We start from the raw sequence: 23,995 nt of genomic DNA, 5'->3' as shown, positions 1-23,995 counted from the left end.
GCGTAGCGTCGGACCGATCCGCACCGTGGGCTGCTACATCTCGTGGGTGCCCCCGGAGCGGGGGAAGCCCCGTCGGTCCTGTGAGGTAGCGCCTTGTCCGTAAGTCGCAGCGATTCCCCGCCGCCCGGCAGACGGGCGGAACCCCTCCAGCGATTGCTGTTCGGCGGGGTCTACGGTTCGGTGCTCGCCAGCGCGCTGGCCGCCGCGCTGAGCCATGAAGGGACACCGGCCAACCCGGGGTACGACGCGCTGTGGGTGGCGCTGTCGGCAGTGGCGTCGGCCGCGGCACACGGCTACGCCCACTCCGTCGCGCACCAGACGGGCGAGGACACCCACGTCACCACCAGCGCGGTCCGTTCGATGCTGACGGAATGGCCGCTGGTGGCCGCGGTGGTGCCGACCATTGCCGTGCTGCTCGGTTCCCACGCGAAGTGGTGGGGCGAGGCGAGCGCGATCGACGTCGCCCTGACCATCAATACGGTGGCGTTGTTCGGCTGGGGGGTGTGGGCGGCCCGGGTGGCGGGCCGGAACTGGCCGGGGTCCTTCCGGGTCGGTGGAGTGGATGTGCTGATCGGGCTGTTCATCGTGTTCGCGAATGTCCTGAGCAAGTAGCCGGGAGGCGGCCGGGGCGCGCCGTGCTCGGGCGTCGGCGCGCCGGGACCGCGGGGACGAGGGGGAGCGCACAGCCCGCGGCCTCGCGACGCCGCGGCCCCGGCGTCCGGCTCCGCTGCGGGGTCAGGTGACGGGTTCCACAGCCAACCAGGTGGCGATGGCCTGGGCGATGGGCTGATCGGTCTCCAGTTGGACGAACCCGAACTGCCCGCCCTGGTTGCATTCGAGGAACCACCATGCTCCGTCCGGGTCTTCGGCGAAGTCAAAGGCACCATAGGCAAGTCGGGCGGTTTTCATGTAGTGGTCCACCGCCCGGTGGATGGAGTCGGGCACCTCGGCAGGCTCCCAGGTGCCGTTCTGGGTGAAGCGGCTGTCCACTTCCTCGGGATCGGCTTTCTTGCGGGCGGCGAACAGATGCTCACCGACGCAGGTCAGCCGGATATCGGCCTCCTTGGGGATGTGCTGCTGGAGCAGGGTCGGACCGGCCGCGACGCCGCTGAAGTCCGCGTCCGGGCTGATGCGTGTGGTGGGCAGCACCAGCGGCGGGTCGCCGGGGTGCTTTCCGCTGACCGATTTCACCACCAGGTCCTGGTGGGCGGCCGCGAACTGCCGGGCAACCGCCGGGAACGTGGTGATCAGGGTGGGGGGCACGAGGAAGCCGCTGCGATGGGCGATCTGGAGCTGCCACGGCTTGTTGCGTGCCTGCACGGACGCGACGGGATGGTTCATCCAGCGTGCCGGGGTGCAGGCGAGCATGCCGTACAGCGCCTGCTCGGACTCGGCCGTGATCCAGGTGGACTGTTCGGGGGCGCGCGCGCCAGGGGTGCCGGGGCGGCGGACCCATACCGAGCGCAGACTGCTCAGGCTCACCATGCGTTCGCCCGATTTGAGATATCCGTGGAAATCGTTCTCGGCGAACTCCGCCGACAGGGCAACCCGCCCGGGCAGGTCGGCGGGGTCGAGGCGGACGAGCGGGACACCGAGGTCCTGCAACGTCGACACCACGATGTCCGCCGTCAAATCTTCCTCGCAGGTAAGGACCAGGACGGTCATCGGCGCTCAGTCGTCGAAGTGGGTCTTGGAACCGGCGGTGGAGGCGGTGGTGCCGGTTGCCAGCAGCACCGCCCGGCTACAGGTGGCCGGGCGACCGTCCGGAAGGACGTTGAGTTGCCGTGTGGCGTCATAGCTGTAGGGGGTGGTGGTCGGTGATTTCACCGCCGGACGGGCGTAGCTCAACGCAAACGGTCGCATACCTTCTCCTTCGGAAGCCCGGTTTCTGAGCCCTTGGCACGGGGCAGACTTCATGGCCCCGTTTGATGACTCTGCACGGAAGACGCGACAATCTGGTCAGTAAGTTGCCTCTTTTGCTCGTTTCCGGCGATCCTCTTGACTGAAAAGCGACGATCGCGTAATCGCCGGCCTTGCCAAGTACCGCCGTCGAGGCACGCCCTGACGGCCCGTTCGGGCAGGGAACGCTCACTTGCCCCCACCCCCAAGAAGGCTTCCCCACAAGGGACTTGGGCACGCGGAAGGGCCCCGGCACGGCGATCCAGGGGCGCGCGGCCGCGCGCCGGATCGCGCACTTCCGCCTCCGTCTCACCCCGTGAATAACTGACGAGACGTCAGAAAAAAGTGTGGCGTGTGGGGCTGCTGATGCGCGTGATGCGGGTCGTTCAGCCGGGGAACCGTCCGTCGGCCGATACCTCCAACGGTGTGCCGGCCAGGATGGCGGCGACGAGATCCACGGTCAGGCGGTGCCACTGGCGGGCGCCACGGAGCATGGTGTGTCCGCCGCGCGGCATGGCGACCGAGTGGGCCCGGGCCCCCGACTGCCGGGCACGGTCGGCGAAGGCCCACGAGCCCTCGGCGTCGGTGACCCGGTCGTGCTTGTCGTGCAGCAGTACGACGGTTCTGCCGCGCAGATGGGAGACGGGTTCGCCGGGCGGGCACCACGGGGCGAGCGCCACGATGCCGCGGACTGCCGGGTGTCCGCCGGTGAGCAGGGCGGCCCTGCCGCCCATGGAGTGGCCGACGAGCACGACCGGTACGTCCGCGGCGAGCGCGGTCAGCTCGTCGAGCGCCCGGCGGGCGTCCTGGGCGGCGTCCGCCTGGGGGCCGTTCCACCCCCGGCAGCGGTAGCGCACGGAGGCGAGCAACAGATCCCGCCCGCCCGGTGGCCGGGAAATCGCGGAGCCGAAGGGCCGCATCCGCAGCGCGGGGAGGTTGAGCCGTGGTGGCGGGGTCCGGCCGTCGGCCCTCCCTCCGTGCATCAGCAGCACCGCGGCCCGCGGCAGTTCCGGGCGGCGGTGGACCATCAGCGGACGGTGCGCGCCGCGCTGTCCGCCGCCGCTGTCGGGGTATGCGGGCTGTGCCGGGCCTGTCCTCATGAGCGGTGGTCCTCCGGGTGGGGGCGTCGGCGCGGTGGCAGCGGCAGGAAACCGCTGGTGCGGGCCGTGTAAGCGGCATAACCGGGGCGGTCGGCCAGGTGGTTCTCCAGCAGTCGCTTACCGCTGCCGTAGATCAGCAGGTACGACATCACCAGCGGCGAGACCACAGCGACCGCGGCACTTTGCAGGGTGCCGCAGGTCAGCACGAACAGTCCCCACCAGACGAGGAAGTCGCCGAAGTAGTTGGGGTGCCGGGTCCAGCCCCACAGGCCCCGGTCCATCACCCGGCCCCGGTTGGCCGGGTCGGCCTTGAACCGGGCGAGCTGGAGGTCCCCGACGCTCTCGAAGACACAGCCGGTCGCCCACAGCAGCCCGCCGACGACGGCACTCGCCCCCAGCGGCACCGCCACATACTGAGCCACCTGCACCGGCAGCGAGATCAGCCACACCAGCCCGCCCTGCAACAGGTACACCGTGCGCAGGGCGTAGGCGTCGCGGCTGCCGGGGGCCTTGGCCAGCATGCGGGCATAGCGCGGATCCTCACCGTGCCCGCGCCCCCGCCGGGCGATATGGACGGACAGCCGCAGCCCCCACACCGCCGTGGCGGCCATGACCAGGATCCGCCGGCCGTCGTCCCCGTAACCGGCGGACAGGGCACACGTCGTCAGGGCCACCGCGGTGAAGGCCGCTCCCCATGCAATGTCCACCAGCCGGTGCACCCCTTTGGCCCGGGCGACGGCGAACGTGATCAGCATGACGGCGAACGCGGCGCCGGCCGCCCCCGCGAGGTTGACGGCGAAGGCCGCCCAGGGGAATCCGGTCATCGCCCGCCGTCCCGCGCGTACCAGTCGTACGGCGTCGCCGGCAGGCCTGACTCCCCTTCCGGTGTGGGGCGTACGGCGAGGATCTGGTCGACGCCCATCCGGCGTTCGGTGAACGCCAGGCCGGCCCCGGCCAGATACAGCCGCCAGACCCGGGCGGCCGGTTCCCCGGCCAGTGCCACGAACTCCCCCCAGCGGGCCTCCAGTGTGCGGTGCCAGGCGGCGATGGTCCGTGCGTAGTGTTCCCGCAGCGACTCGGCGGACCGGACCTCCAGCCCGCCGGCCTCCAGCAGGCCGACGGTCTCGCCCAGCGGGCGCATATGCATGTCGGGAGCGATATACGAGGCGATGAACGCGCCGCCGCCGGGTGCGGCGGCGCCGCGGGACATCTGCTGGACGAGCACCCGTCCCCCGGGGCGCAGCAGTGCGTGCAGCCGGGCGGCGAAGGCCGGGTACTCGGCGTCGCCCACATGCTCGCCCATCTCGATCGCGCTCACCGCGTCGTAGCCGCCTCCCCTGATGTACCGGTAGTGCCGCAGCTGGACCTCGACCTGATCGCTCAGGCCGAGCTCCTGGACGCGGGCGGCCACAAAGGCGTGCTGCTCTCGCGACAGCGTGACCGCGGTGACCTGCGCGTGGTGCTCCCGCGCCGCGTGGAGCGCGAGACTGCCCCAGCCGCAGCCGACGTCCAGGAGTCGGGCGCCGGGACGAAGGCCCAGCTTGCGGCAGACCAGCTCCAGTTTGTCCCGCTGGGCGTCGGCCGGTCCGTAGGAGGGGTCGGCGGGGCGCGTCCAGTAGCCGCAGGAGTAGGCCATGGACTCGTCCAGCAGCAGGGCGTACCAGTCGTTGGACAGGTCGTAGTGATGGCTGATGGCTGCCCGGTCGCGGACGGTGCTGTGGGGCGTGCCCCGCAGCCGTGCCCGCGGGGCTCCGGGCGCGGGCGGGCGCGGGCCCAGGGCGCCGAGCCGCAGTGCGGTGACAGCCATCCTGGCCAGTTGCCGGGGGCCGGGGGAGCCGGGGGCCGGGCCGTGTTCCCGCACCGAACGCCACACTCTGCTCAGGCCGTCGGCGAGGTCACCGTCGATGTCCAGATCGCCCGCGATGTACGCCTGGGCCAGCCCGAGTTCACCGGGCTGCCACAGCAGACGGCGCAGGGCACGCGGTGAGCGCAGCACCACGACCGGCGCGGCCTTCGGCCCGGCCTCGCTGCCGTCCCAGGCCCGCAGCCGCACCGGCAGGCTGCCCGCGAAGTGGCCTGCGAGCAGTGCGGCGAGACGGGGCGCGACGCGCGTCATCGGACCCCGCCGTCCCGCGCCGTCGTGGCGGCCTTGGTCAGGAGCAGCTGGCGTACGTCCAGGTAGCCGGCGCGGAATCCGGCCTCGCAGTAGGCCAGATAGAACTCCCACATGCGGCGGAACACCGCGTCGAAGCCCAACGAGGCGACCGTGGCGGGCTGGTCCGTGAAGCGCTCACGCCACAGCCGCAGCGTTTCGGCGTAGTGGCCGCCGTATCCGTCGTTCTCCTGTACCCGCAGCCCGGCGGATGCGGCGCACTGCCCGATGGCCTCGACGGAGGGGATCAGACCGCCGGGGAAGATGTACTTGTGGATCCAGGTGTAGGTGGTGCGGGTGGCGAGCATCCGGTCGTGCGGCATGGTGATCGCCTGGAGCGCGATCCGGCCGCCGGGCACCAGCAGGCGTGCGAGGGTGTCGAAGTAGACGGGCCAGTAGTCCTCGCCGACGGCCTCGATCATCTCCACGCTCACCACGGCGTCGTGAACGCCGGTCACCTGCCGGTAGTCACACAGCTCGACCGAGACCCGGTCCGCGTAGCCGGCCTGCGCAAGACGCGCCATGGCGAGCTCGCGCTGCTCCTGCGACAGGGTCACGGAGACGACGCGGGCACCGCGGGCGGCGGCGCGCAGGGCCAGCTCGCCCCAGCCGGTGCCGATCTCCAGCAGCCGGGTGCCCTCTCCGACGCCGGCCAGGTCCAGCAGCCGGTCGATCTTGCGGTGCTGGGCGTCGGCGAGATCGCTCCAGGTGGCGGGACGCTTCCGGAAGAGGGCCGAGGAGTACGTCATGGTCCGGTCCAGGAAGAGCGCGAACAGCTCGTTGGACAGGTCGTAGTGGCGGTGGATGTTCTCCCGTGCGCCCTCCAGCGTGTTGCGCTGTCCGCTCGGCCGGCGGTGCGCCCAGGCGCCGCGGAGCCGTTGCAGGGGGCGGGGCACCAGCGCGGTGAGGTGGGAGGCGAGCACGGTCAGCGCGCCGACCGGATCGTCCGCGTCCCACTCCCCCGCCATATAGGACTCGCCGAAGCCGATGAGCCCGTCGGTACCGATCCGGCGGAAGAACGCGTCCGGGTCGTGTACCCGTACCAGGGGCCCTTCCTCGCCCGTGGCCGGGGCCTCGCCGAGCGCGACGCGCAGCGGCAGGGAGGCGAACGCCCGTCGGACGATCAGCCGGGTCACGGCGGTACGGACGGCCGAGCCGCGCGGACCGCGCGCCACATCCGGCCACCTGGCCGCGTCCACCCGTTCCCGGGCCGTCGTGCGTGCGGCGAACGGGGCGAAGGGGGCCCCGGTTTCGGTGCGGTCCGAGACGGAAGTCTTCACTGCATACCTTCCTGGAGACGGTGACGGGGGCGGGGCTGGACGGGCAGGCCGCGCAGGAACAGGGCGATGCCGTGGCGGCGGATCGCGGCCGTGAGCGCGGCTGTCGACCAGGGGTGGCGCAGCACGGTGGCCAGCAGTTGCCGCGTGGTCGCGGGCAGCCGGGTGCCGCGCACGGTCGCGGTGAACGGCCTGGTGCCGCCGCGTCGCAGCTGTACGGTCAGATCGAGCCGGCCGGCCGGCTCGGGCAGGCGCATCCGGTAGGCGCCGTCGACCGGGAAGAACGGCGAGACATAGAAGTCCTTGGGGACGTCCGCCCGGCCCTGCTCGTCGGTGTGCAGCAGATAGCAGTGGCGCCCGCCGTAGGTGTTGTGCACCTCGGCCACGACGCAGACGGGCGCGCCGGACCGGTCGTGGCACCAGTACAGGGTCAGTGGATTGAAGACATGGCCCAGGACCCTGGCGTGGGTGAGCATCAGCACCCGGCCGCCCTCCAGGCGTACTCCACGGCTCGTCAGGAACCGTTCCAGTCCGGCCCGGAGGGACGGCGCGGTGCCGGCGAAATGGTCCCGTGGGTCGAACCGGGCCAGCGGGCGCAGGGCGACGGGCAGGCGCGGCGGGCGGTCGAGGTCGACCAGCCACATATAGGTGCGGTGGCGCAGGGAGTGGCGCACCGGGGCGGTGCGGGCGTGGGAGACCAGGCACTCGTAGAGCGCGGGCGTGCGGACGCCGGTGGCGGGAGCGGCGGCGGGAGCGGCCGTGCGGGGCGTCACCAGCGCACCCCCAGTGCCGCGGCGGCCTGGACCCCGGAGCGGCAGCCGTCTTCGTGGAAGCCCCAGCCGTGATAGGCGCCCGCAAAGGCGGTGACGGCCGTGTTCAGCTGCGGCAGACATTGCTGGGCGGCCACCGACTCCGGTGTGTAGAGGGGGTGTTCGTAGACCATGCGCGCCAGGACCCGGTGGGTGGCGACCCGGTCGGTGGCATTGAGGGTGACGAGGTAGTCCTCCGGGGTGTTCAGCCGTTGCAGACGGTTCATGTGGTAGGTGACCTGCACCTTGTCCGCCGGGGTGGTGCAGGAGGCCATCAGGTAGTTCCACGAGGCCCGGGCCCCGTGGGCACGGGGCAGCAGCGAGGTGTCGCTGTGGAGCAGGGTGGAGTTGCGCGAGTAGGAGAACGCGCTCAGGACCCGGCGTTCGTCCTCGGTGGGGTCGGCGAGCATCCGCAGTGCCTGATCGGGGTGGACGGCCACCACCACCGCGTCGTATGTGCGCTCCGCACCGTCCTCGGTGACGACCGCGGCCCGGTCGTGGCCGCGGTGCACCGCCCGTACCGGCGTGCCGGTGCGGACCACCGTGAGCTGTTTGCCGACCCGGCCGACGTACTCCACCGAGCCGCCGGTCACCGTCTTCCACTGCGGCGACCCGCTGACGGACAGCAGCCCGTGGTGGTCGAGAAAGCGGAACAGATAGACGGCCGGGTACCGCATGGCGGTCGTGGGGGCGCAGGACCACACCGCGGAGACCAGCGGAGTGACGAAGTGGGTGACGAAGTACCGGGAGAAACCGCAGTCGGCGAGGAAGCGCCCGAGGGTCAGGGTGTCACCGCGGTCCGTGGCGAGCGTGGTGCGCGCCGCGCGGTGGAAGGCCCGGATCTCGGTCAGCATCCGCAGATAGCGGCCGCGCAGCGCGCTGCGCGGCTGGGCGAACAGGCCGGCCGGTCCGCGGGCGCCGGCGTACTCCAGGCCGCAGCCCTCGCACCGTACGGACATGCTCATCTCGGAGTCCTGGGTGGCCACCCCGAGTTCGCGGAACAGCCGCAGCAGCAGCGGGTAGGTGCGTTCGTTGTGGACGATGAAGCCGGTGTCCACCCGCACCACCCGGCCGTCCCCCGAGACCGTGTCGTGGGTGTGGGCATGGCCGCCGAGACGGTCCTCGGCCTCGTACAGCGACACCTCACATCCGCCTTGCTGGAGCACATACGCGGCGGTGAGGCCCGCCACTCCGCCGCCCACGACAGCTATCCGTCGACGCTCCACAGCAGGTGCCTCCTCATCTCGGGGCGGGGCCGCGTTCCGGGGACGGCAGCCCGCTCACTGAGGGATTCGGTGCCGGGGGCGGCGCGGATTGGTCCCGGTCTTCCGGACCACCGCAACGCGTGGGAGTGCGTAGCGCAGGGGGCCTGGTGGCCCGGACCGGACACACCGACGGGACCGGCGGCCGGCCGTGGAGGGCCGGCCGCCGGTCTCACCCGTCGTATCCGGAGGTCACACCCGCAGGAGGCCCAGCGGCGCACTGGTGGGACTGCTGGAGCCACCCGGGGGTTCGGCCGTGACACCGACCCCGTCGGCGCCCTGCGGTCCGCCGGTCAGCAGCATCGTGCCCGCCGAGCGGCCGGGTTCGACGAGTCCGGCGGGCACCATGGTGCCGTTGCGGCTGTACCAGAGTTCGTACACCCGCTGACCGGAGAGGGCCGGCAGGCCGTGGTAAAGGAAGGCGGCCCGTCCCAGTCGCTTGGAGGCCACCACGGTCCCGTTGCCCCCGCCCTTGAAGGCCGTGGTGTGGAAGGTGGCGTCCGGAGCGGCCATCAGGGCGCTGACCGCGGCCGCCTGTGCTTCGGCCCGGGTGGTGCGGTCCCGCTGCTGGTCGGCGTCTTGCCGGGCGTTGACGGCCAGACCGCCGGCGACCGCGGCGACGGCCAGACAGGCGGCGGCCGCGTAGTAGGGCAGGCGATGGCGCGCTCGTCGGCGCAGCGGGACCACGGTCGCCTCGTGCCGTATCGGCGGCAGTTGCCGGACCTCGGGCAGGGCCGCCATCACCCGGAGCCGCAGATCCGCGGGGGGCACCTCGGCGACCGCCAGGGCGAGCCGGGCCGCGGTTTCCTGCAACTCCCGCACTTCCTGGGTGCATGCCTCGCAGTGTGCGAGATGGCGGGTGAACTCCGCCGCCTCCTGCTCGGACAGCGCGCCCAGGGCATAGGCGCCGGTGAGTGTGTGCAGATCGACGGTGTTCATGCCGACACCCCCAGGCAGTCGCGGAGCCGGATCAGACCGTCGCGCAGCCGTGTCTTGACCGTGCCCAGCGCCGTGCCGAGCAGGTCGGCGGTCTCCCGGTAGGTGTAGCCGCGGTAGTAGGCGAGTGTCACCGACTCCCGTTGCAGTTCGGTCAGCTGTCCCAGGCAGCGGCGCACCTGCTCGCGTTCCAGCCGTCGCTCGACGTGCTCGCTGACCTCGTCGAAGGCCGCGGTGTAGGCGTGCAGCCCGGCCCGGTGGTCGCGGTCGGCCGCCGCCTGGACCGAGCGCACCCGGTCCACCGCGCGCCGGTGGGTCAGGGTCATGATCCAGGCCATCGCGCTGCCCTGCCGTGCGTCGTAGCGGGCCGCGGACCGCCACACCTCGATGAGCACCTCCTGCGCCACCTCCTCGGACTGGGCCGGATCCCGGACCACCCTGCGCACCAGTCCCAGTACGGAGCCGGCCACCGCTGTGTAGAGACTCTCGAACGCTTGCTGGTCACCGCGTGAGACGCGGTCGAGCAGTGATTCCAGCGCACCGGAATGGGGCGCTGAGGATCGGTCGCCGCGGGCTGCGACGGGCATGAACACCTCCGGACTGTGACGTGGTCACCAGTGATTCGGCGCCGGGCGACACCCGGATTGGTCGGAATGGATTCTGGCCCATGCCACGGCGGACACCGCAGGCGGGCCCGGCGCACGATGCCGTCGCCGTACGCCGGGCCCGGCCGGCCGGCGAGGCGGCGGGGTCGATCGGTCCACCGGTTTCCGCGCGTCGTACGCCTCTCCCCCGCCCGGTACTGAGGAAGGATCACCGTCGGGTACACCGGGGTACGGAGAGGACTGGGCGTGCAGGACGCGGATGCCGTCATCGTGGGCGCGGGAGCGGCCGGGCTCTCGCTCGCCTACCGGCTGTGCGAAGCGGCGGCCGGCGCCCGGCGGCTGCGGGTGCTGCTCGTCGACGCCCCGCGCGGGCCGCTCACCCCGCAGGAACGGACCTGGTGTTACTGGGAAGCGCCGGGCGGCCCCTTCGACTCCGCGCTGACCGCCTCCTGGGAACGGCTGCGCGTACACGGCCCCGACGGGGTGGCCACGCAGGGGCGGCCCGCGCCCTTCCGGTACAAGATGCTGCGGTCGCGCGACTTCGAAGCCCTCGTCGGCGCCCGGCTGTCCGGCCAGGACACCGTCGTCCGGGTGGGGGCAACGGTGGAGTCCGTACGGGACGTTGCCGGTGGCGCCGAGGTACGGGGCCGCGACGAGGCGGGGCGGCCGGTGGCGCTCCGGGCCCGCTGGGCCTTCGACTCCCGGCCGTCCGTCCGGCTCCCGCCGGCCCGCACCACGCTCCAACAGCACTTCCGGGGCTGGTTCGTCGACAGCCGACGGCCGGCGTTCGACACCACGACCGCGGATCTCATGGACTTCCGCACCCCGCAGCCCGCGCAGGGCCTGTCCTTCGGATATGTCCTGCCGCTGAGCGAGCACACCGCGCTGGTGGAGTACACGGAGTTCTCCCGCCATATCGCGGACACCGCCGCCTACGAGCGGGCGTTGGACCACTACACCGCGCGGGTGCTGGGGCTGGACGCGTTCCGTGTCACCGCCGTCGAGCAGGGCGCGATCCCCATGACCGACGCCCGTTTTCCGCGGCGGGCGGGCCGCTCGGTGTTCCGCATCGGGACCGCGGGCGGCGCCACCCGCCCGTCGACCGGGTACACCTTCGCCACCGTGCAACGGCAGTCCGCGCTCATCGCGGCCGCCCTCCTGGCGGGCAGGCCTCCCCTCCCCCCGCCTCCGCACCCGGCCTGGCACCGGGCGCTGGACGCCGTGCTGCTGCGTGCGCTGGACAGCGGCCGGGTGGACGGAGCCGAGTTGTTCACCGGGTTGTTCCGCACGGTGCCGATGGAGCGGCTGCTGCGGTTCCTCGACGGCCGCTCCCGCCTGTGGGAGGACGTCACCATCGGCCTGCGCACCCCGGTGCTGCCCATGCTCCGGACCGTCGCCGAACTTCCGCTGCTGCCGCGCCGGCCCGCCGTGCGGTGACCCGGCCGATCGCGCGTTCCCGGACCGGAGGAGAGACATCGATGGCACTGCTGATGGCGCTGCTGATGGCGCTGCTGCACGAGGGCGGGCACTTTCCCGCACGCGCGCTTCGGGAGGGATCGTGACATCCGGACGAGAACACGGCAGGGCAGCGCGGCACGGACGCGACCGCCGGGCGCAGCGGGTGCCGGGGCCACCGGGGCGGGACCGGGCCGCGGCCGACGGACCGGCCGTGGCCGTGATCGGCGGCGGGATCGCGGGCCTCTCCGCCGCGACCGCGCTGGCCGAGCGGGGGGTGCGGGTCACGCTGTACGAACGGGAGGGGAGCCTCGGGGGGCGGCTGGCGGGCTGGCCCGTGCGGCTCGCCGACGGTTCGGCGGCGACCATGAGCCGTGGGTTCCATGCGTTCTTCCCGCAGTACTACAACCTGCGGGGGCTGCTGCGCCGGGTCGATCCGGGGCTGGACATGCTCCGGCGGCTGCCCGACTATCCGCTGCACCACCGGTCGGGACTGCGGGACAGTTTTGCGCGGGTGCCGCGGACACCGCCCTGGAGCGCACTGGGTTTTGTGGCGCTCAGTCCCACCTTCACCTGGCGGGATCTGGTGCGGATGCGTCCCGGCGCGGCCCTGCCGCTGCTCGACGTGCGGGTGCCGCAGGTCTATGAGCGTCTGGACCGCATCAGCGCCGCGGACTTCCTCTCCCGTATCCGCTTCCCCGATGCCGCGCGCCACCTGGCGTTCGAGGTGTTCTCCCGGAGTTTCTTCGCGGACCCGCAAGAACTGTCCGCCGCGGAACTGGTGTTGATGTTCCACATCTACTTTCTCGGCTCCAGCGAAGGGCTGCTGTTCGATGTGCCCGCCGAGCCCTTCCCGCAGGCGCTGTGGCACCCCCTCGGCCGGTATCTGGCGGGGCACGGGGTCCGGGTGTGTACGGGCACGGAGGTGACTCAGGCCGAGCCGACGACGGACGGCGGGGTGCACGTCGTCGCGGAGGGCGCGGGCCGGCGGTTCGACGCGGTGGTTCTGGCGCTGGACCCGGGAGGGCTGCATCAACTCGTCGCCGAGTCAGGCGAGTTGGGAGACCCGTCGTGGCGCGCGCGGATCGGGCGGCTGCGGACCGCGCCGCCCTTTTTGGTGTCGCGGCTGTGGCTGGACCGTCGGGTGCGCGCCGACCGGCCCGGCTTCCTGGGCACCAGCGGTTTCGGCTCGTTGGACAATGTCAGCGTGCTGGAGCGCTGGGAGGGAGAGGCGGCCCGCTGGTCCGCCCGCACCGGCGGCTCGGTGCTCGAACTGCACGCCTACGCCGTCGCCCCGGAAGCCGACCGTGCGCGCGAACAGCGGTGCCTGGTGGACCAGTTGCATGCCGTCTACCCGGAGCTCCACGGCTCCCGGAGCATCGACCAGCGGCACGAGTGGCGCGCGGACTGCCCGCTGTTCCCGGTCGGCGGTTTCGGCGACCGGCCGACCGTGCACACACCCGACCCGCGGGTGGTGGTCGCGGGCGATGTGGTGCGGACGCATTTCCCGGTGGCGCTGATGGAGCGCGCCGCGACGACCGGTTTCCTCGCGGCCAATGCGCTGCTGGCGCGGTGGGGCGTACGCGGCCAGACCCTGTGGACCGTGCCGGGCAGGGGACGCTCCGCGGCGCTGCGGTGGGCGGCGCGGCTGGCGGACCGCTGACCGGGGTGCGCTCCGGCACCGTCGACGGCGGGGGGGGCGCCCGGCGGCCCGACGGTGTCAGCCCGGGTGGCGTCCGCTGCTGCGCAGCTCCCAGCGGCGCTCGGCGTAGGCCAGATCGTCCCGCCACAGCCTTCGCGAGGCGGCGCGCATCAGCGGGCGCAGGGCGGGCGCGGCCGCGCGCACGAGGGCGAATCCGGGGCGCCGGGAGGTGGCGACGATCGCCTCGGTGACCGCGGTGCGCGGGCGTCCCCGGTCGTCCGGGCCCAGCGGCGTGGCATGGGTCTCCACCACGGAGCCCTGCCCTTCGCCTTCCAGGATGTGCATCACCACGGTGCGGGGCTCGGGGGCGGTGAAGAGTGCCCTGACCGGTACCACCGCACGCCCGGCGACTTTGAAGGAGACCTCGACGGCGAAGCCCGCGGGCCGCTCGCCGTCGCTCTCCGCAGGGGTGTCGAGCACGGTGAGGTCGACGAAGGAGTAGGGGTGGAACCATGCGCCGTGCCACGGGTCGAGGCGGTTGGCCAGCACGTCCTCGGGTTCGCACCCGCCGGTGGTGGTGTGGACGGCGGTGACGGCGCCCTCCGGCCGCGGCCGGACGGGGATGACCGGCTGCCGCAGCGGCCGCTCTCCGCCGGCCTCGTCGAGGCGCACCCAGGCCAGCAGACCGTCGTCGTGGACGGGGAACGGCTCCCAGCCGGCGAACGGGGCGCCGTCCAGGGGCAGTCCGTGCCAGCGGCAGCGGAGGGTGCCACCGTGCACGGGGCTTTGGTCCAGTGGCGCGCCGAGGTGCGGGCAGGCGCCGGGCCCCGCGACCAGACGTCCTGCCGCATCGCGCCAGGCGACGACCTCGATGCCGGCCACGGTGCGTCCGAAGGCCCGGTGGGCACCGATGGCGTGTGCCGCGCCGAGGACGAACCAGTTGCCGGACGGGCGGGCGAGGGCGGCCTTGACGGCGTCGGCGATGAGCGCGGGTTTCGCGTCGCGCCACGTCGGGCGCTGCCGCTCCCACGGCACGGCTCCGCGGCGCAGCCGGAGCGGGAGGCGCGGAGTGCGGCGGGCCTCCCGGGTCATGAGGCTTCCTCCCGTACGTGGTGCGGCACCCCGGCCCGCCGCCCGGCCGCGTGGCGGGCGGCGACGCGGCCGGCGGCAACCCGGGCCAGACCGCCGAGGGCGGTGGCCGCGCGGCGTCTGCGGGGGACCACCGAGCGGCGGTGCAGCACGGCGTACCCGTCGTCGCGCACGGCGTCGAGGATGGCGCGGTAGAGGACGAACGCGGTGCGGATACACGGGCGTGAGACCGGGTCGAGCATGGCGAGGCCGGGCGCCGCCTCGCGATAGACACCGCGGGTGAGCTCGGCGGCGTCCTCCATGGCCGCGGTGATGCGCGGGTCCCGGATGCCGGTGTCCCGGCTCCACCGGAGCAGTGCGCGGTCGACGCCGTGCGCCGCGAGCAGATCCGCGGGCAGATAGATGCGGCCCCGGTCCAGGTCCTCTCCGACATCACGCAGGAAGTTGGTGAGCTGGAAGGCGATGCCGAGCGCCGCGGCGTGCGGCGCGGCTTCCTCCTGCGGCACGACCGTGCCGAGCACCGGCAGCATCTCCAGGCCCATCACCGCGGCCGAGCCGTGCATATAGCGCGCCAGATCGGCGTACGTCGGGTAGTCCGTCACCGTCAGATCGCTGCGCATCGACGCCATGAAGTCCCCGAAGTGCCGGTGGGCGATGCCGTACACGGCAGCGGTGTGCGCCACCGCGCGCACGACCGGTTCCGTGCTCTCGCCGCCGCGCAGGCCCTCCTCCAGACGGCGCCGGAGGGCATCGAGCGCCGGGGCACGGCCGGCGGCGGGGCGGCCGGGGCCGGGTTCGTCGACGATGTCGTCGGCCCAGCGGGCGAAACCGTACAGGGCGTGGACGGCCGGCCGGCGTTCCGGGGGCAGCAGCCGGGTGGCGAGGAAGTAGGTCTTGCCGTGCCGGGCGTTGAGCCGGCGGCAGTGGGCATAGGCGTCGCGCAGGAGGGGGTCGGTGATGCCTGCGGCGTCCAGTTCGCGAGCGGTCATGCGGGGATGCCTCTCGGGGTGGGGCGGGCGGAGCCTGCGGTGGAGCGAGCGGGCCGCAGGCCGGTGACCCGGGCCGCGGCGAGCTTGCCGGAGATCAGGACGGTGGGGATGCCGACGCCGGGGGTGGTGCCGCAGCCCGCCAGCACGGCGTTCGCCGTGCCGCGCACGAGGTTGCGGGGGCGGAAGGGGCCCGTCTGCGCCAGGGTGTGGGCGGCGGAGAAGGGGGTGCCGGCCGCGAGCCCCTGGGCGGTCCAGTCGGCGGGGGTGACCATGTGCTGCATCTCGATGGCGGCGCCGATGCCGGTGAGTCCCCGGCGCTCCAGTACGGCGAGCAGGCTGTCGCGGTACCGGGGGGCCAGGTCCTGCCAGGAACCGGCGCCGGGGCCGGTCTCGGTGTTGGGGCAGGGCGCCAGGATGTAGTGCAAGTGGCGTCCCGGCGGGGCGAGTTGCGGGTCGGATGCGGTGGGGCGGGTGAGGAGCAGGGAGGGGTCGCTCATCAGCTGCCCGGTGCGGGTGAGTTCGTCGAAGGTCCGCTCCCACGCGGCGCCGAAGGAGATCGTGTGGTGCGCCAGCCGTGGCCAGGTCCGGTCGGTACCGGTATGCAGGATCACCGCGGAGGGCGAGTGGCGCAGCCGGAGCGGGCGGCGGGGCCGTCTGCCGAGCAGTCGGTGGACGACCGGCAGGTCGGGCGTGAGGACCACCGCGTCGCAGGGAATGCGCTCGTGCGCGGTGACCACCGCCGTGATCCGGTCGCCGCTGCGTTCCAGCCGCGTGACCGGGTGGCCGTAGTGGAAGGCGGCCCCGGCGTCGGCGGCCGCGTCCGCCATGGCCCGGGGCAGGGCGTGCATCCCGCCGCGGGGGAAGTACACCCCGGCGACCGTGTCCATGTAGGCGATGACGGCATAGGCGGCGAGGGCGCGCGCGGGCGGTACGCCGGCGTACAGCGCCTGGAAGGAGAAGACTCTGCGCAGCCGTGGGTCGGGCAGGAAGCGGCCGATACGGTCGTCGAGCCGGCCGAATCCCCCGAGCGCGGCGAGGCGGACCAGGTCCGGGTGCATCAGCTGGAGCGGTGAGTCGAAGTTGGCGTCGATGAAGCGGTGGCGCTGGACCGCGTACAGCTGCTGGAGCCAGTGCCGCAGCCGGCGGTATCCCTGGGCCGCCGGGGCGCCGGCGAACCGTTCGACCTCGGCCTCCATGGCCTCCGCGTCCGTGTGCACGTCCAGTTCGCTGCCGTCGGCGAACCGGGCGCGGTACGCCGGGTGCAGTGCCTGGAGTTCCATCCGGTCGGTGAGGCGTTCGCCGACCGCCGCGAACGCCTCGTCGATCAGGTCCGGCATGGTCAGCACGGTCGGTCCGGTGTCGATGCGGTAGCCGTGACGCTCGATCCGGCCGGCCCGGCCGCCGGGCAGTTCGTCGCGCTCGACGACCGTCACCCGCCGGCCGGCGCCGAGCAGATGGAGCGCGGCGGACAGCCCGGAGAGACCGGCGCCGACCACCACCACGTGGTCGGTGGGACCGGTGACGGTTCTCATGAGCCACCCCCTGTGACCCTGCGGGCGAGCGGGTCCCCGGAGGGCCGGCCGGCGGGCGGCGGGCCGGTGTCGCACCGCTCGTCTGCGCACGGCGCCGCGCGGTGTGCTGTGGCCCCGGTGCGAGGGCGCATCGTGTTTCCTCTCGTCGCGTCGAAGGAGGAGGGCCCGGCGCGCACCGCGGGCTGTTCGCGGCCCGGCGTGCGCGTCAGGCGGACCGGAAGACGAGTGCGGCGTTCTGGCCGCCGAAGCCGATGGAGAGACTGGCGGCGGCGGACAGGGCCGTGGTGCGGGGGACCTTGGCCACGATGTCCAGATCGATGTCGAGGTCGAGGTCTTCGTGGTTGGCGGTGGGAGGGATGGTGTCCCGTTGCAGGCTCATGACGGTGACGGCCGCTTCGATGGCGCCCGCCGCCCCGATGGCGTGGCCGAGCGCGCCTTTGAGGGACGTGACGGCGGGGGGCTCGGGGAAGACGGCGTGCAGCGCCTTGGCCTCGGCCAGGTCGTTACGACGGGTGCCGGTGCCGTGCGCGTTGATGTGACCGATGTCCCCGGGCCGCAGACCGGCGTCCGCCAGGGCGGCGGTGAGGGCCGCCGCGGCTCCCCGGCCGTCCGGCTCGGGGGCGGCGTAGTGGTAGGCGTCGCAGCTCGCCCCGTAGCCGGCCAGATGTGCGCGCGGACGGGCTCCACGGGCGCGGGCGTGGTCGGGGTGTTCCAGCACCAGCACGGCGGCGCCTTCGGAGAGGACGAATCCGTCGCGTCCGGCGTCGAAGGGGCGGCAGGCGCCCGCGGGGTCCTCCCTCCGCCGGGAGAGCGCTCCCATGCGGTGGAAGCAGGCCGCGGGGATGGGGTGACGGGCGGATTCCGCGCCGCCGGCCAGCACGATGTCGCACGTCCCGGCGCGCAGCAGATCCCGGGCGACACCGAGGGCGCTGCTGCCGGAGGCGCAGGCGGTGGAGACGGCGAAGTTGGGGCCCGTGACGGTCAGGTCGAGGGCGATTTCGGCGGCCGCCATGTTGGGCACGCTGCGGGTGATGGCGAGCGGCGAGATGTCCAGGGGGCGGCCGGCCGCGAGCTTGGCGAACTCGCCGACATAGCGCTCCATGCTGGCCGTGCCGGTACCCATGACCACACCGACGCGCGCGGCGTCCCAGTCGGTGGGGCCGAGACCGGCATCGGCGACGGCATGGCGGGCGGCGAGCAGGGCCATGGCGACGAAGCGGTCCAGCCGCCAGGCCGCTTTCCGGCCGACCCTGGCGGCCGTGTCGAAGTCGGGCACCTGACAGGAGATGTCCACCGGCAGACCCGCGAGTTCCGGGTCCCGGGCGGCCGTGGACCGCCCTGTGAGCAGGCCGTCCCAGGTGGCCTGGGCGCCGATCCCGGCCGGGCTGATGACCCCGAGGCCGGTGACGGCGACCTCGCGGCACTGGCCGGGCATCAGGTGCCGCTGTTCGGCGCGGTGGTCAGGGCCTTGTCGGCGTCCTGGGCATCCATGAGCGCCGCGAGACCGCCGATGGTCGTCGACAGGGGAATGTCCTCCAGCGAGATCCCGGTGCGTTCCTGAAGCATCAGGCCCATCTCGACGAGAGCCAGCGAGTCCAGCCCCAGGTCCTCGAAGGTGCGCTCCGGGGTGACCTCGGCCGGGTCGAGATCGAAGGTATCGGTGAGGGTGCTGGTGATCAGCTCGGTACTGGTGGGCACGGGTGACTCCTTCGGTGGGTGAGGTGGTGCCGGCGAAGGCCACGGTCGCGGTGCTCCACGGCGCGTTCCGTCGGTGCGGACGGGCAGCGCGCGTCCGTTCAGCGGGAGCCCGGGGCGCCCTTGGACGTGCGGGTGCGGCCGGGGGTGGTCATCGCGGCTCCAGGCGGGCGGGCGGCGGTCGGCACCGGGACCGGTGCGCAGGGGGCGGTCTCGCGCTCCCTACTGTCGCCGACCTGACACTCCGTCAGCGGGCTTGAAGGCACCTCCGAACGAGTGATTTATCGCTCTATACCGCCAGACGGGCTTCCTCCCGGGGCTCCGGCCGCTGCCGGCTCAGCGGCGTGACCGTCGCGGGGGCGCCGGGCGTCGCGGGGACCTTCCGGCCGGCCGAGCCAGCGTGCGGCCGCGGCGGCGGTGACCAGGGTGACGGCTCCGGCGACGACAGCGGTGAGCGTCATCGCGTCCGTGAAGGCCCGGCGTGCGGCGGCCAGCACCCCGGCGCGCAGGGGGCCGGGGAGGCGCATCGCCTGTGCGGGGACGGACAGCATGCTGTGCTCGGCCGCTTCCGCCACGAGTGCGGGGGCGTGCAGACCGGTGAGGGAGGTGGTGAGCCGCGAGGTGAAGACGGCCGCGAGCAGCGAGCCCTGGACGGCCACCCCGAGGGCGGAACCGACCTGGCGGGTGGCGTCGTTGATGGCCGAGCCGAGTCCGGCGCGTTCGGTGGCGACCGATCCCATCACCGACTCGGTGGCCGCGGCCGCCACGAGTCCGGCGCCCACGCCCGCGACCAGCTGGAAGGCCGCGCAGTGCGGGTAGTCGGAGTCGGGGGTGGTGGTCGCGAGGATGGCGAAGCCGGCCGTCACCAGCAGCAGGCCGCCCACCACGGGAACCTTGCCGCCCAGCCTCGCCCGTACGGGCACCGCGCACACCGCCCCGAGAGCGAGTCCGGCCGGCAGGGGCAGCGTTCGCACGCCGGCCTGCCAGGGGCCGTAGCCGAGCACCCCCTGGAGGTACAGGGTCAGCACGAACAGCGCCCCGAACATGGCGAAGGACATCAGGGCGAGCGCCACCGCGGCCACTCCGATGCCCGGCACCCGCAGCAGGTACAGCGGGAGCATGGGCGCGGGCGCACGCAGTTGGCGGCCCACGAAGGCTGCCAGCAGCAGCGCGGCGACGGTGAATCCGGTGAGCGCGGCCGGGCTGGTCCAGCCGCGGTGCGGGCTCTCGGTGATCGACCACACCAAGGCCAGCAGCCCCGCGGCCGACAGTGCGGCACCGGGCACATCGAAGCCGGTGCGCCGCCGCGCATGGGACTCGGGTACCAGGGCGAGGGCCAGGACGATGATGACGGCGGCCAGCGGCAGATTGATCCAGAAGGCGGCGCGCCACGAGGAGTGCTCCACCAGCCAGCCGCCGATGACCGGGCCGCACAGGCCTCCCATGCCGCCGACCGCGGCCCACGCGGCGATCGCCCGGCTGCGCAAGTGGGCCTCGGGGAAGAGATGGTGCAGGACCGCCAGCGTCGCCGGCATCAGCAGCGCGGCCCCGGCCCCCATGACACAGCGCGCGGTGATCACCTGCCACGGGTGGCCGGACAGCGCGCCGCCCAGCGAGGCGCCCGCGCAGACCGCCACACCGCAGACGAAGGAACGCCGTCGGCCCCAGGCATCGGTGAAGGCTCCTACGGCCAGCACCGTGCCGCCCAGAACCACGGCATAGCCGTCCACGATCCACTGCACCTGCGCGGTGGAGGTGTCCAGGTCGCCCTGGAGGTCGGGGACGGCGACGTTGAGGACCGTGAGATCCAGGCCGAGCATGAACAGGCCGAGGCACACCACGGCAGCCGCTCCCACCCGGCGCGCGGGCCCGGCCGGTCCGCCGGCCGGCGCAGCGGCGGTCACGCCGTCGCCACGGGGCGGTTGATGACCGTGTCGAGCGCGCCCGTGAGGTGGTCGACCAGCGCCTTCGTCCCCGTATGCAGATAGGTGTGGCCACCGGGGAAGAGCTGGGCCCGGGCGGACGTGGTGACCAGGTCGTTCCACGCCTGGAGTTCCCGCACGGGGGTGACGGGGTCCTGCTCGCCGCCGTAGAGGGCCAACGGCACGTCGAGCGGGGGCTCGGGGCGGTGCCGGTAGTGCAGGAGCAGCAGACAGTCGGCCAGCAGCGGCGTACAGGCGGCGGCCATCAGACGTGCATCGGCCAGCAGTTGCTCGGGGATCGGGCCGACGAGTTCACGGATGCCCTCCAGGCCGGCCGTCAGCCGCGGCGGCAGACCGGCGCTGTAGGCGTCGATGTGCGGCGCCGACAACGAGGACAGCGCCAGCAGCGAGGGCAGCCGGCCGTGGGTGCGCCGCAGATGACGGGTCGCCTCGTAGGCCAGCAGCGCGCCCGCGCTGTGCCCGAAGACGGCGAACGGACGGGGGTCGGCCCAGTCGTCCAGCACCGCGGCGAGCCGGGCGCTGAGGTACGCGGGATCGGTCAGCGACGGTTCCGCGGAGCGTGTTCCCCGGCCGGGCAGTGCCACCGAGCACGGCTCGACCCAGGGCGGCAGCAACGGCGCCCACCGCAGATAGCAGTCCGGACCGGCCCCGGCGGGCGGCACGCAATACAACCGCAGCGCCGCCTGCGGACGGGCGGCCAGTACCACGCGCTGCGGCACCGCCGACGCCGCTACCGTCACCGACGTCGACTCTTCCGTGAAACCGACACCCACGACACACGCCCTTCGCCTCGCGCTCCACTGGTCCGGGCTCCGCCCTCGTACCGCCGGGCGCCCCGAACGGGGCCGCGTTCAGCCGTGGCGTCGGGGCCGTCCCGGCACCACCGCCGGCCGACGGGGCCCGGGAGCCGGCCGGCCGGGCACAAGACCGATGCCCACGCCGACCCTGCACTCCCCCGCCGTCTCACTCCACACACCACGCAAGGCACGGCCCCCCTCTGACACCAACGGCGGCAGCTTGCGCACCCATGGCTCGAAGCCGTACCCGGGCCCGCGGCGCACGTTTGGGTGCAAGGGCCCTGGGCCATCTGTCCGGAAGGCGTGTCGGTGCGAACCCTGGGGGACCGTGGTCATGCGCGGATCCATCGTCAAGGCGGGGACGGCCCTGGCATCGTCATCGCGCTGCTCTCCCCGGGCGCGGCACGCGCGGACGCGCCGCCGTCACCACCGCCGCTCACCGACGACCACGGGCGCACGCTCACCCTGCGCGGCTGGAACGTCGGGGACAAGGCGCACCGCGGCGCCGATGCGCTCAGCGCCCTCACCCAGCGGCACTTCCAGGATCTGCACGACCAGGGCTTCGACTTCGCACGCCTCCGGGTCTTCCGGGACGACCTGGAACCGCGCCCCGGCCACTACAGCGCGCGCTATCTCCGCAAGATCGAAAACATCCTCAACTGGGCCCACCGCCGGCGCATCCGGGTCGTCCTCGACGCCCACCAGGACGTCTTCGGGCCCGCGTCCGGCCATCGCGGCATCCCCGAGTGGGCGACCCGCACCGACGGGCTGCCCTTCACCCCGCATCCGGACGACTGGTTCGCGGAGTACTTCGAGCCCGCCGTGCAGGCGGCCTTCGAGCACCTCTACGAGGACACCGACCTCCAGCGGGCGCAGGCCCGTATGTGGCGCGTGCTCGCCCAGCGCTTCGCCCACCACCCAGCCGTGTCCGGCTACGACCTGATCAACGAACCCATGGGGCGGCTCCGCGCGGGCGAGGACCTTCCGGCAGCCGCCCACCGCATCGAGTCCGAGCAGCTGACCCCGATGTACCAACGGATCGCGGACGCGATCCGCACGGCCGACCGCCACCACAGGCTGTTCGTCGAACCGACCCCGATCGTCGGCGAGGGGCTGCCCACCGGCCTCGGCCGCATCCACGACCCCGAGGTCGTCTACGCGCCGCACTTCTACAACGCCACGATGGAAGCCGGCGGCGACTACGACCCCTCGGCGCGCTGGCTCGAAGCCTATGAGAACGCCGTCACCCGCTACCCGAGCGCCCAGCACATACCGGTCGTCGTCGGCGAGTGGGGCCCCCGGGACAGCTCGCTGCCCCACACGGCGCGCTTCTACGGCGATGCCCTCGCCTCCCTCGACCGCTACAGCTCCGGCTGGGCGGGCTGGGAGTGGTGCTACGGCGGCGGGTACTGCGCCGTCGACCAGGACGGCCGCTTCCTCGCCAACAAGGAACAGACCGCACGTCCCTATGCCCCCGCCGTCGCAGGTGCCGTACGCGAGCAGCGCTACGACCCCACGACGCGGACGTTCCGCCTTGTCTACGACTCCTCGGGGCGGGCCGGCGTCAGCGAGCTGACCGCGCCGCCCACGGCCGCGGGATGGCAGGTGTCGGTTCAGGGCCCGGCCCTGGCCCGGCCACGTGTCGTGCCGGCCGGGGAGCGGGGCACGATCCGGGTACGGACGCAGCCAGGTGCCTCCGGACGCGTCACGGTGACAGTCTCGGCACGGGGATAAGTACGGGCCCGTCCGCCCTCCTCGCCCTGTCAGCCGAGGAGGTAGATGAACACCCCCGGCGCGGTGGCACTGCCGCCCGTGGTGGTGAGCGCGATGGTGACCGCCCCCAGGGAATGGGTGGGCGCTACGGCGGCGACCCGGGTGTCGGACAGCACGGCGAACGGGGCCGGGACGCCGCCGAAGGTCACGCCGGTGGTCGTCGACAGACCCGTGCCGGTGATGTCGACCAGGGTGCCGCCCGCGGGGAGGCCGGTGAGGGGGCTGAAGCCCGTGACGGTCGGTGCGGCCACGAAGCCGCAGGTCCCGGACGCGGTGTCGCTCCCGCCGAGCGCGGTGACGACCAGGGCCACCTGCCCCGTCGCGTGGGCCGGGCTCACGACGGTGAGTTGACCGTCGGACTCCACCGTCGGCGTCACCGCCGTCGCGCCGAACGCCACGGACGTCGCGGTGGCGAGGCCGCGCCCGGTGACGGTGATCGTGGCGCCGCCCGCCACGGGGCCGGAAGGGGGCGAGACGTCGAGGATGACGGGCGGGGGAACGTAGTAGAAGGCCACCGGGTTGCTGGTCCTCCCGGGCGTCGTCACCGTGGCAGTGACCACGCCGGCTCCCGAGGGAGCGACCACCGAGACGGACGTGGCCGTATTGGCCGTGATGGTGGCCGGCTTGGTGCCGAAGCGCACCTCGCTGGCATTCTCGAGGCCGGTGCCGGTCAGAATCACCGCGGCACCGCCGCCGGTGGAGCCCTGGTTCGGATCGATCGGCATGTTCCCGCCACCTCTGCGCCGGTAACTCCCCTGTCATGCCTGTCACTCACCAGTTACCCAGGGACGTTCGAGCGTGACGAGGGCGCGCTCCGCATCTTCACCCGGATGGCACAGCGCGCGCCTGCCGCCTCTCACTCGTGCCCGGTGTGCCGCGCACGCCCTTCCGCAACCGGCGTGGGCCCGCAACCGTCCGCTGTGCCGGCCGTCGCCCCCTACCCCTAGTACCTGAGAGCTACGCGCGAAGTGCGCTCCACGGCGGGACGCCGACCAAGTGGGGTGATCCATAGCTTCGTTCCGGAAGCACGACCGGCTTCC

General features: G+C 73.2%; 22 protein-coding genes. 4 read left to right on the top strand and 18 right to left on the bottom strand.

Going from position 1 to position 23,995, the window contains the following annotated elements; translation table 11 throughout:
* Positions 1-93 precede the first annotated feature (93 nt).
* Positions 94-612, top strand: a complete 519-nt coding sequence (locus tag IF67_RS0105605) for a hypothetical protein (protein WP_051817620.1) — start codon at positions 94-96, stop codon at positions 610-612.
* 123 nt (positions 613-735) lie between these two features.
* On the opposite strand, the gene tgmB is transcribed toward IF67_RS0105605, so the two are convergent.
* The 10 genes from tgmB to sigK all read right to left on the bottom strand — a co-directional run bounded on the left by tgmB (position 736) and on the right by sigK (position 10,022).
* A complete protein-coding gene (tgmB, locus tag IF67_RS0105600) occupies positions 736-1,665 on the bottom strand; it encodes an ATP-grasp ribosomal peptide maturase (RefSeq protein WP_030982729.1) in 930 nt (309 codons plus the stop codon).
* A 6-nt stretch (positions 1,666-1,671) separates the two neighbouring features.
* Positions 1,672-1,863: a putative ATP-grasp-modified RiPP gene (gene tgmA, locus IF67_RS0105595; protein ID WP_030079154.1), complete on the bottom strand. Its 192-nt coding sequence runs from the start codon at positions 1,861-1,863 to the stop codon at positions 1,672-1,674.
* A gap of 422 nt (positions 1,864-2,285) precedes the next feature.
* Entirely contained in the window at positions 2,286-2,999 is a 714-nt protein-coding gene (locus IF67_RS0105590; protein WP_030982726.1) for an alpha/beta hydrolase, read from the bottom strand.
* A complete protein-coding gene (locus IF67_RS0105585) occupies positions 2,996-3,823 on the bottom strand; it encodes a DUF1295 domain-containing protein (protein WP_030982723.1) in 828 nt (275 codons plus the stop codon). Before IF67_RS0105585 ends, IF67_RS0105590 begins: the two co-directional genes overlap by 4 nt.
* On the bottom strand, positions 3,820-5,115 hold the full coding sequence (locus tag IF67_RS0105580; RefSeq protein ID WP_037838849.1) for an SAM-dependent methyltransferase: 1,296 nt from the start codon (positions 5,113-5,115) through the stop codon (positions 3,820-3,822). Before IF67_RS0105580 ends, IF67_RS0105585 begins: the two co-directional genes overlap by 4 nt.
* Complete coding sequence (locus IF67_RS0105575) at positions 5,112-6,431, bottom strand: SAM-dependent methyltransferase (RefSeq protein ID WP_037838848.1); 1,320 nt, start codon at positions 6,429-6,431, stop codon at positions 5,112-5,114. The genes IF67_RS0105580 and IF67_RS0105575 overlap by 4 nt, the downstream gene beginning before the upstream one ends.
* Positions 6,428-7,201 (bottom strand): DUF1365 domain-containing protein, encoded by a 774-nt coding sequence (locus IF67_RS0105570; protein WP_051817618.1) that lies wholly within the window; start codon positions 7,199-7,201, stop codon positions 6,428-6,430. Before IF67_RS0105570 ends, IF67_RS0105575 begins: the two co-directional genes overlap by 4 nt.
* Positions 7,198-8,463 (bottom strand): NAD(P)/FAD-dependent oxidoreductase, encoded by a 1,266-nt coding sequence (locus IF67_RS0105565; RefSeq protein WP_037838847.1) that lies wholly within the window; start codon positions 8,461-8,463, stop codon positions 7,198-7,200. Before IF67_RS0105565 ends, IF67_RS0105570 begins: the two co-directional genes overlap by 4 nt.
* 228 nt (positions 8,464-8,691) lie before the next feature.
* Positions 8,692-9,438: an anti-sigma factor gene (locus tag IF67_RS0105560; protein ID WP_030982715.1), complete on the bottom strand. Its 747-nt coding sequence runs from the start codon at positions 9,436-9,438 to the stop codon at positions 8,692-8,694.
* Positions 9,435-10,022 carry an ECF RNA polymerase sigma factor SigK gene (gene sigK, locus IF67_RS0105555; protein WP_030982713.1) on the bottom strand — a complete coding sequence of 196 codons (588 nt, stop codon included), beginning with the start codon at positions 10,020-10,022 and terminating at the stop codon, positions 9,435-9,437. The genes IF67_RS0105560 and sigK overlap by 4 nt, the downstream gene beginning before the upstream one ends.
* Before the next feature lie 264 nt (positions 10,023-10,286).
* Here sigK and IF67_RS0105550 point away from each other — a divergent pair, with 264 nt between their 5' ends.
* Positions 10,287-11,477, top strand: a complete 1,191-nt coding sequence (locus IF67_RS0105550) for a lycopene cyclase family protein (protein ID WP_030982712.1) — start codon at positions 10,287-10,289, stop codon at positions 11,475-11,477.
* Positions 11,478-11,598: 121 nt separating this feature from the next.
* Entirely contained in the window at positions 11,599-13,158 is a 1,560-nt protein-coding gene (locus tag IF67_RS0105540; RefSeq protein WP_030982710.1) for an NAD(P)/FAD-dependent oxidoreductase, read from the top strand.
* Positions 13,159-13,215: 57 nt separating this feature from the next.
* Here IF67_RS0105540 and IF67_RS0105535 read toward each other — a convergent pair whose 3' ends face one another.
* The 7 genes from IF67_RS0105535 to IF67_RS0105505 form a co-directional block, all read right to left on the bottom strand.
* A complete protein-coding gene (locus IF67_RS0105535; RefSeq protein ID WP_030982708.1) occupies positions 13,216-14,229 on the bottom strand; it encodes a DUF5914 domain-containing protein in 1,014 nt (337 codons plus the stop codon).
* Positions 14,226-15,215, bottom strand: coding sequence for a phytoene/squalene synthase family protein (locus IF67_RS0105530; protein ID WP_030982707.1), 990 nt, complete (start codon positions 15,213-15,215; stop codon positions 14,226-14,228). Before IF67_RS0105530 ends, IF67_RS0105535 begins: the two co-directional genes overlap by 4 nt.
* Positions 15,212-16,747, bottom strand: coding sequence for a phytoene desaturase family protein (gene crtI, locus IF67_RS0105525; protein ID WP_037838846.1), 1,536 nt, complete (start codon positions 16,745-16,747; stop codon positions 15,212-15,214). Before crtI ends, IF67_RS0105530 begins: the two co-directional genes overlap by 4 nt.
* Before the next feature lie 205 nt (positions 16,748-16,952).
* Positions 16,953-18,182: a beta-ketoacyl-[acyl-carrier-protein] synthase family protein gene (locus IF67_RS0105520; RefSeq protein WP_030982705.1), complete on the bottom strand. Its 1,230-nt coding sequence runs from the start codon at positions 18,180-18,182 to the stop codon at positions 16,953-16,955.
* On the bottom strand, positions 18,182-18,445 hold the full coding sequence (locus tag IF67_RS0105515) for an acyl carrier protein (protein ID WP_037838844.1): 264 nt from the start codon (positions 18,443-18,445) through the stop codon (positions 18,182-18,184). Before IF67_RS0105515 ends, IF67_RS0105520 begins: the two co-directional genes overlap by 1 nt.
* A 278-nt stretch (positions 18,446-18,723) precedes the next feature.
* On the bottom strand, positions 18,724-20,346 hold the full coding sequence (locus tag IF67_RS0105510) for an MFS transporter (RefSeq protein ID WP_234340986.1): 1,623 nt from the start codon (positions 20,344-20,346) through the stop codon (positions 18,724-18,726).
* Positions 20,343-21,125, bottom strand: a complete 783-nt coding sequence (locus tag IF67_RS0105505; RefSeq protein WP_037838900.1) for a thioesterase II family protein — start codon at positions 21,123-21,125, stop codon at positions 20,343-20,345. The genes IF67_RS0105510 and IF67_RS0105505 overlap by 4 nt, the downstream gene beginning before the upstream one ends.
* Positions 21,126-21,554: 429 nt before the next feature.
* Here IF67_RS0105505 and IF67_RS0105500 point away from each other — a divergent pair, with 429 nt between their 5' ends.
* Entirely contained in the window at positions 21,555-22,916 is a 1,362-nt protein-coding gene (locus IF67_RS0105500) for a cellulase family glycosylhydrolase (protein WP_030982701.1), read from the top strand.
* 29 nt (positions 22,917-22,945) lie between these two features.
* On the opposite strand, the gene IF67_RS0105495 is transcribed toward IF67_RS0105500, so the two are convergent.
* A complete protein-coding gene (locus IF67_RS0105495; RefSeq protein WP_030982699.1) occupies positions 22,946-23,680 on the bottom strand; it encodes an IPT/TIG domain-containing protein in 735 nt (244 codons plus the stop codon).
* Positions 23,681-23,995 lie beyond the last annotated feature (315 nt).

Source organism: Streptomyces sp. NRRL S-1813, assembly GCF_000719605.1.
Lineage (GTDB): Bacteria > Actinomycetota > Actinomycetes > Streptomycetales > Streptomycetaceae > Streptomyces > Streptomyces decoyicus.
Note: the sequence above shows the minus strand (reverse complement) of the source record. Positions and strands in the feature narration are given on the sequence as shown.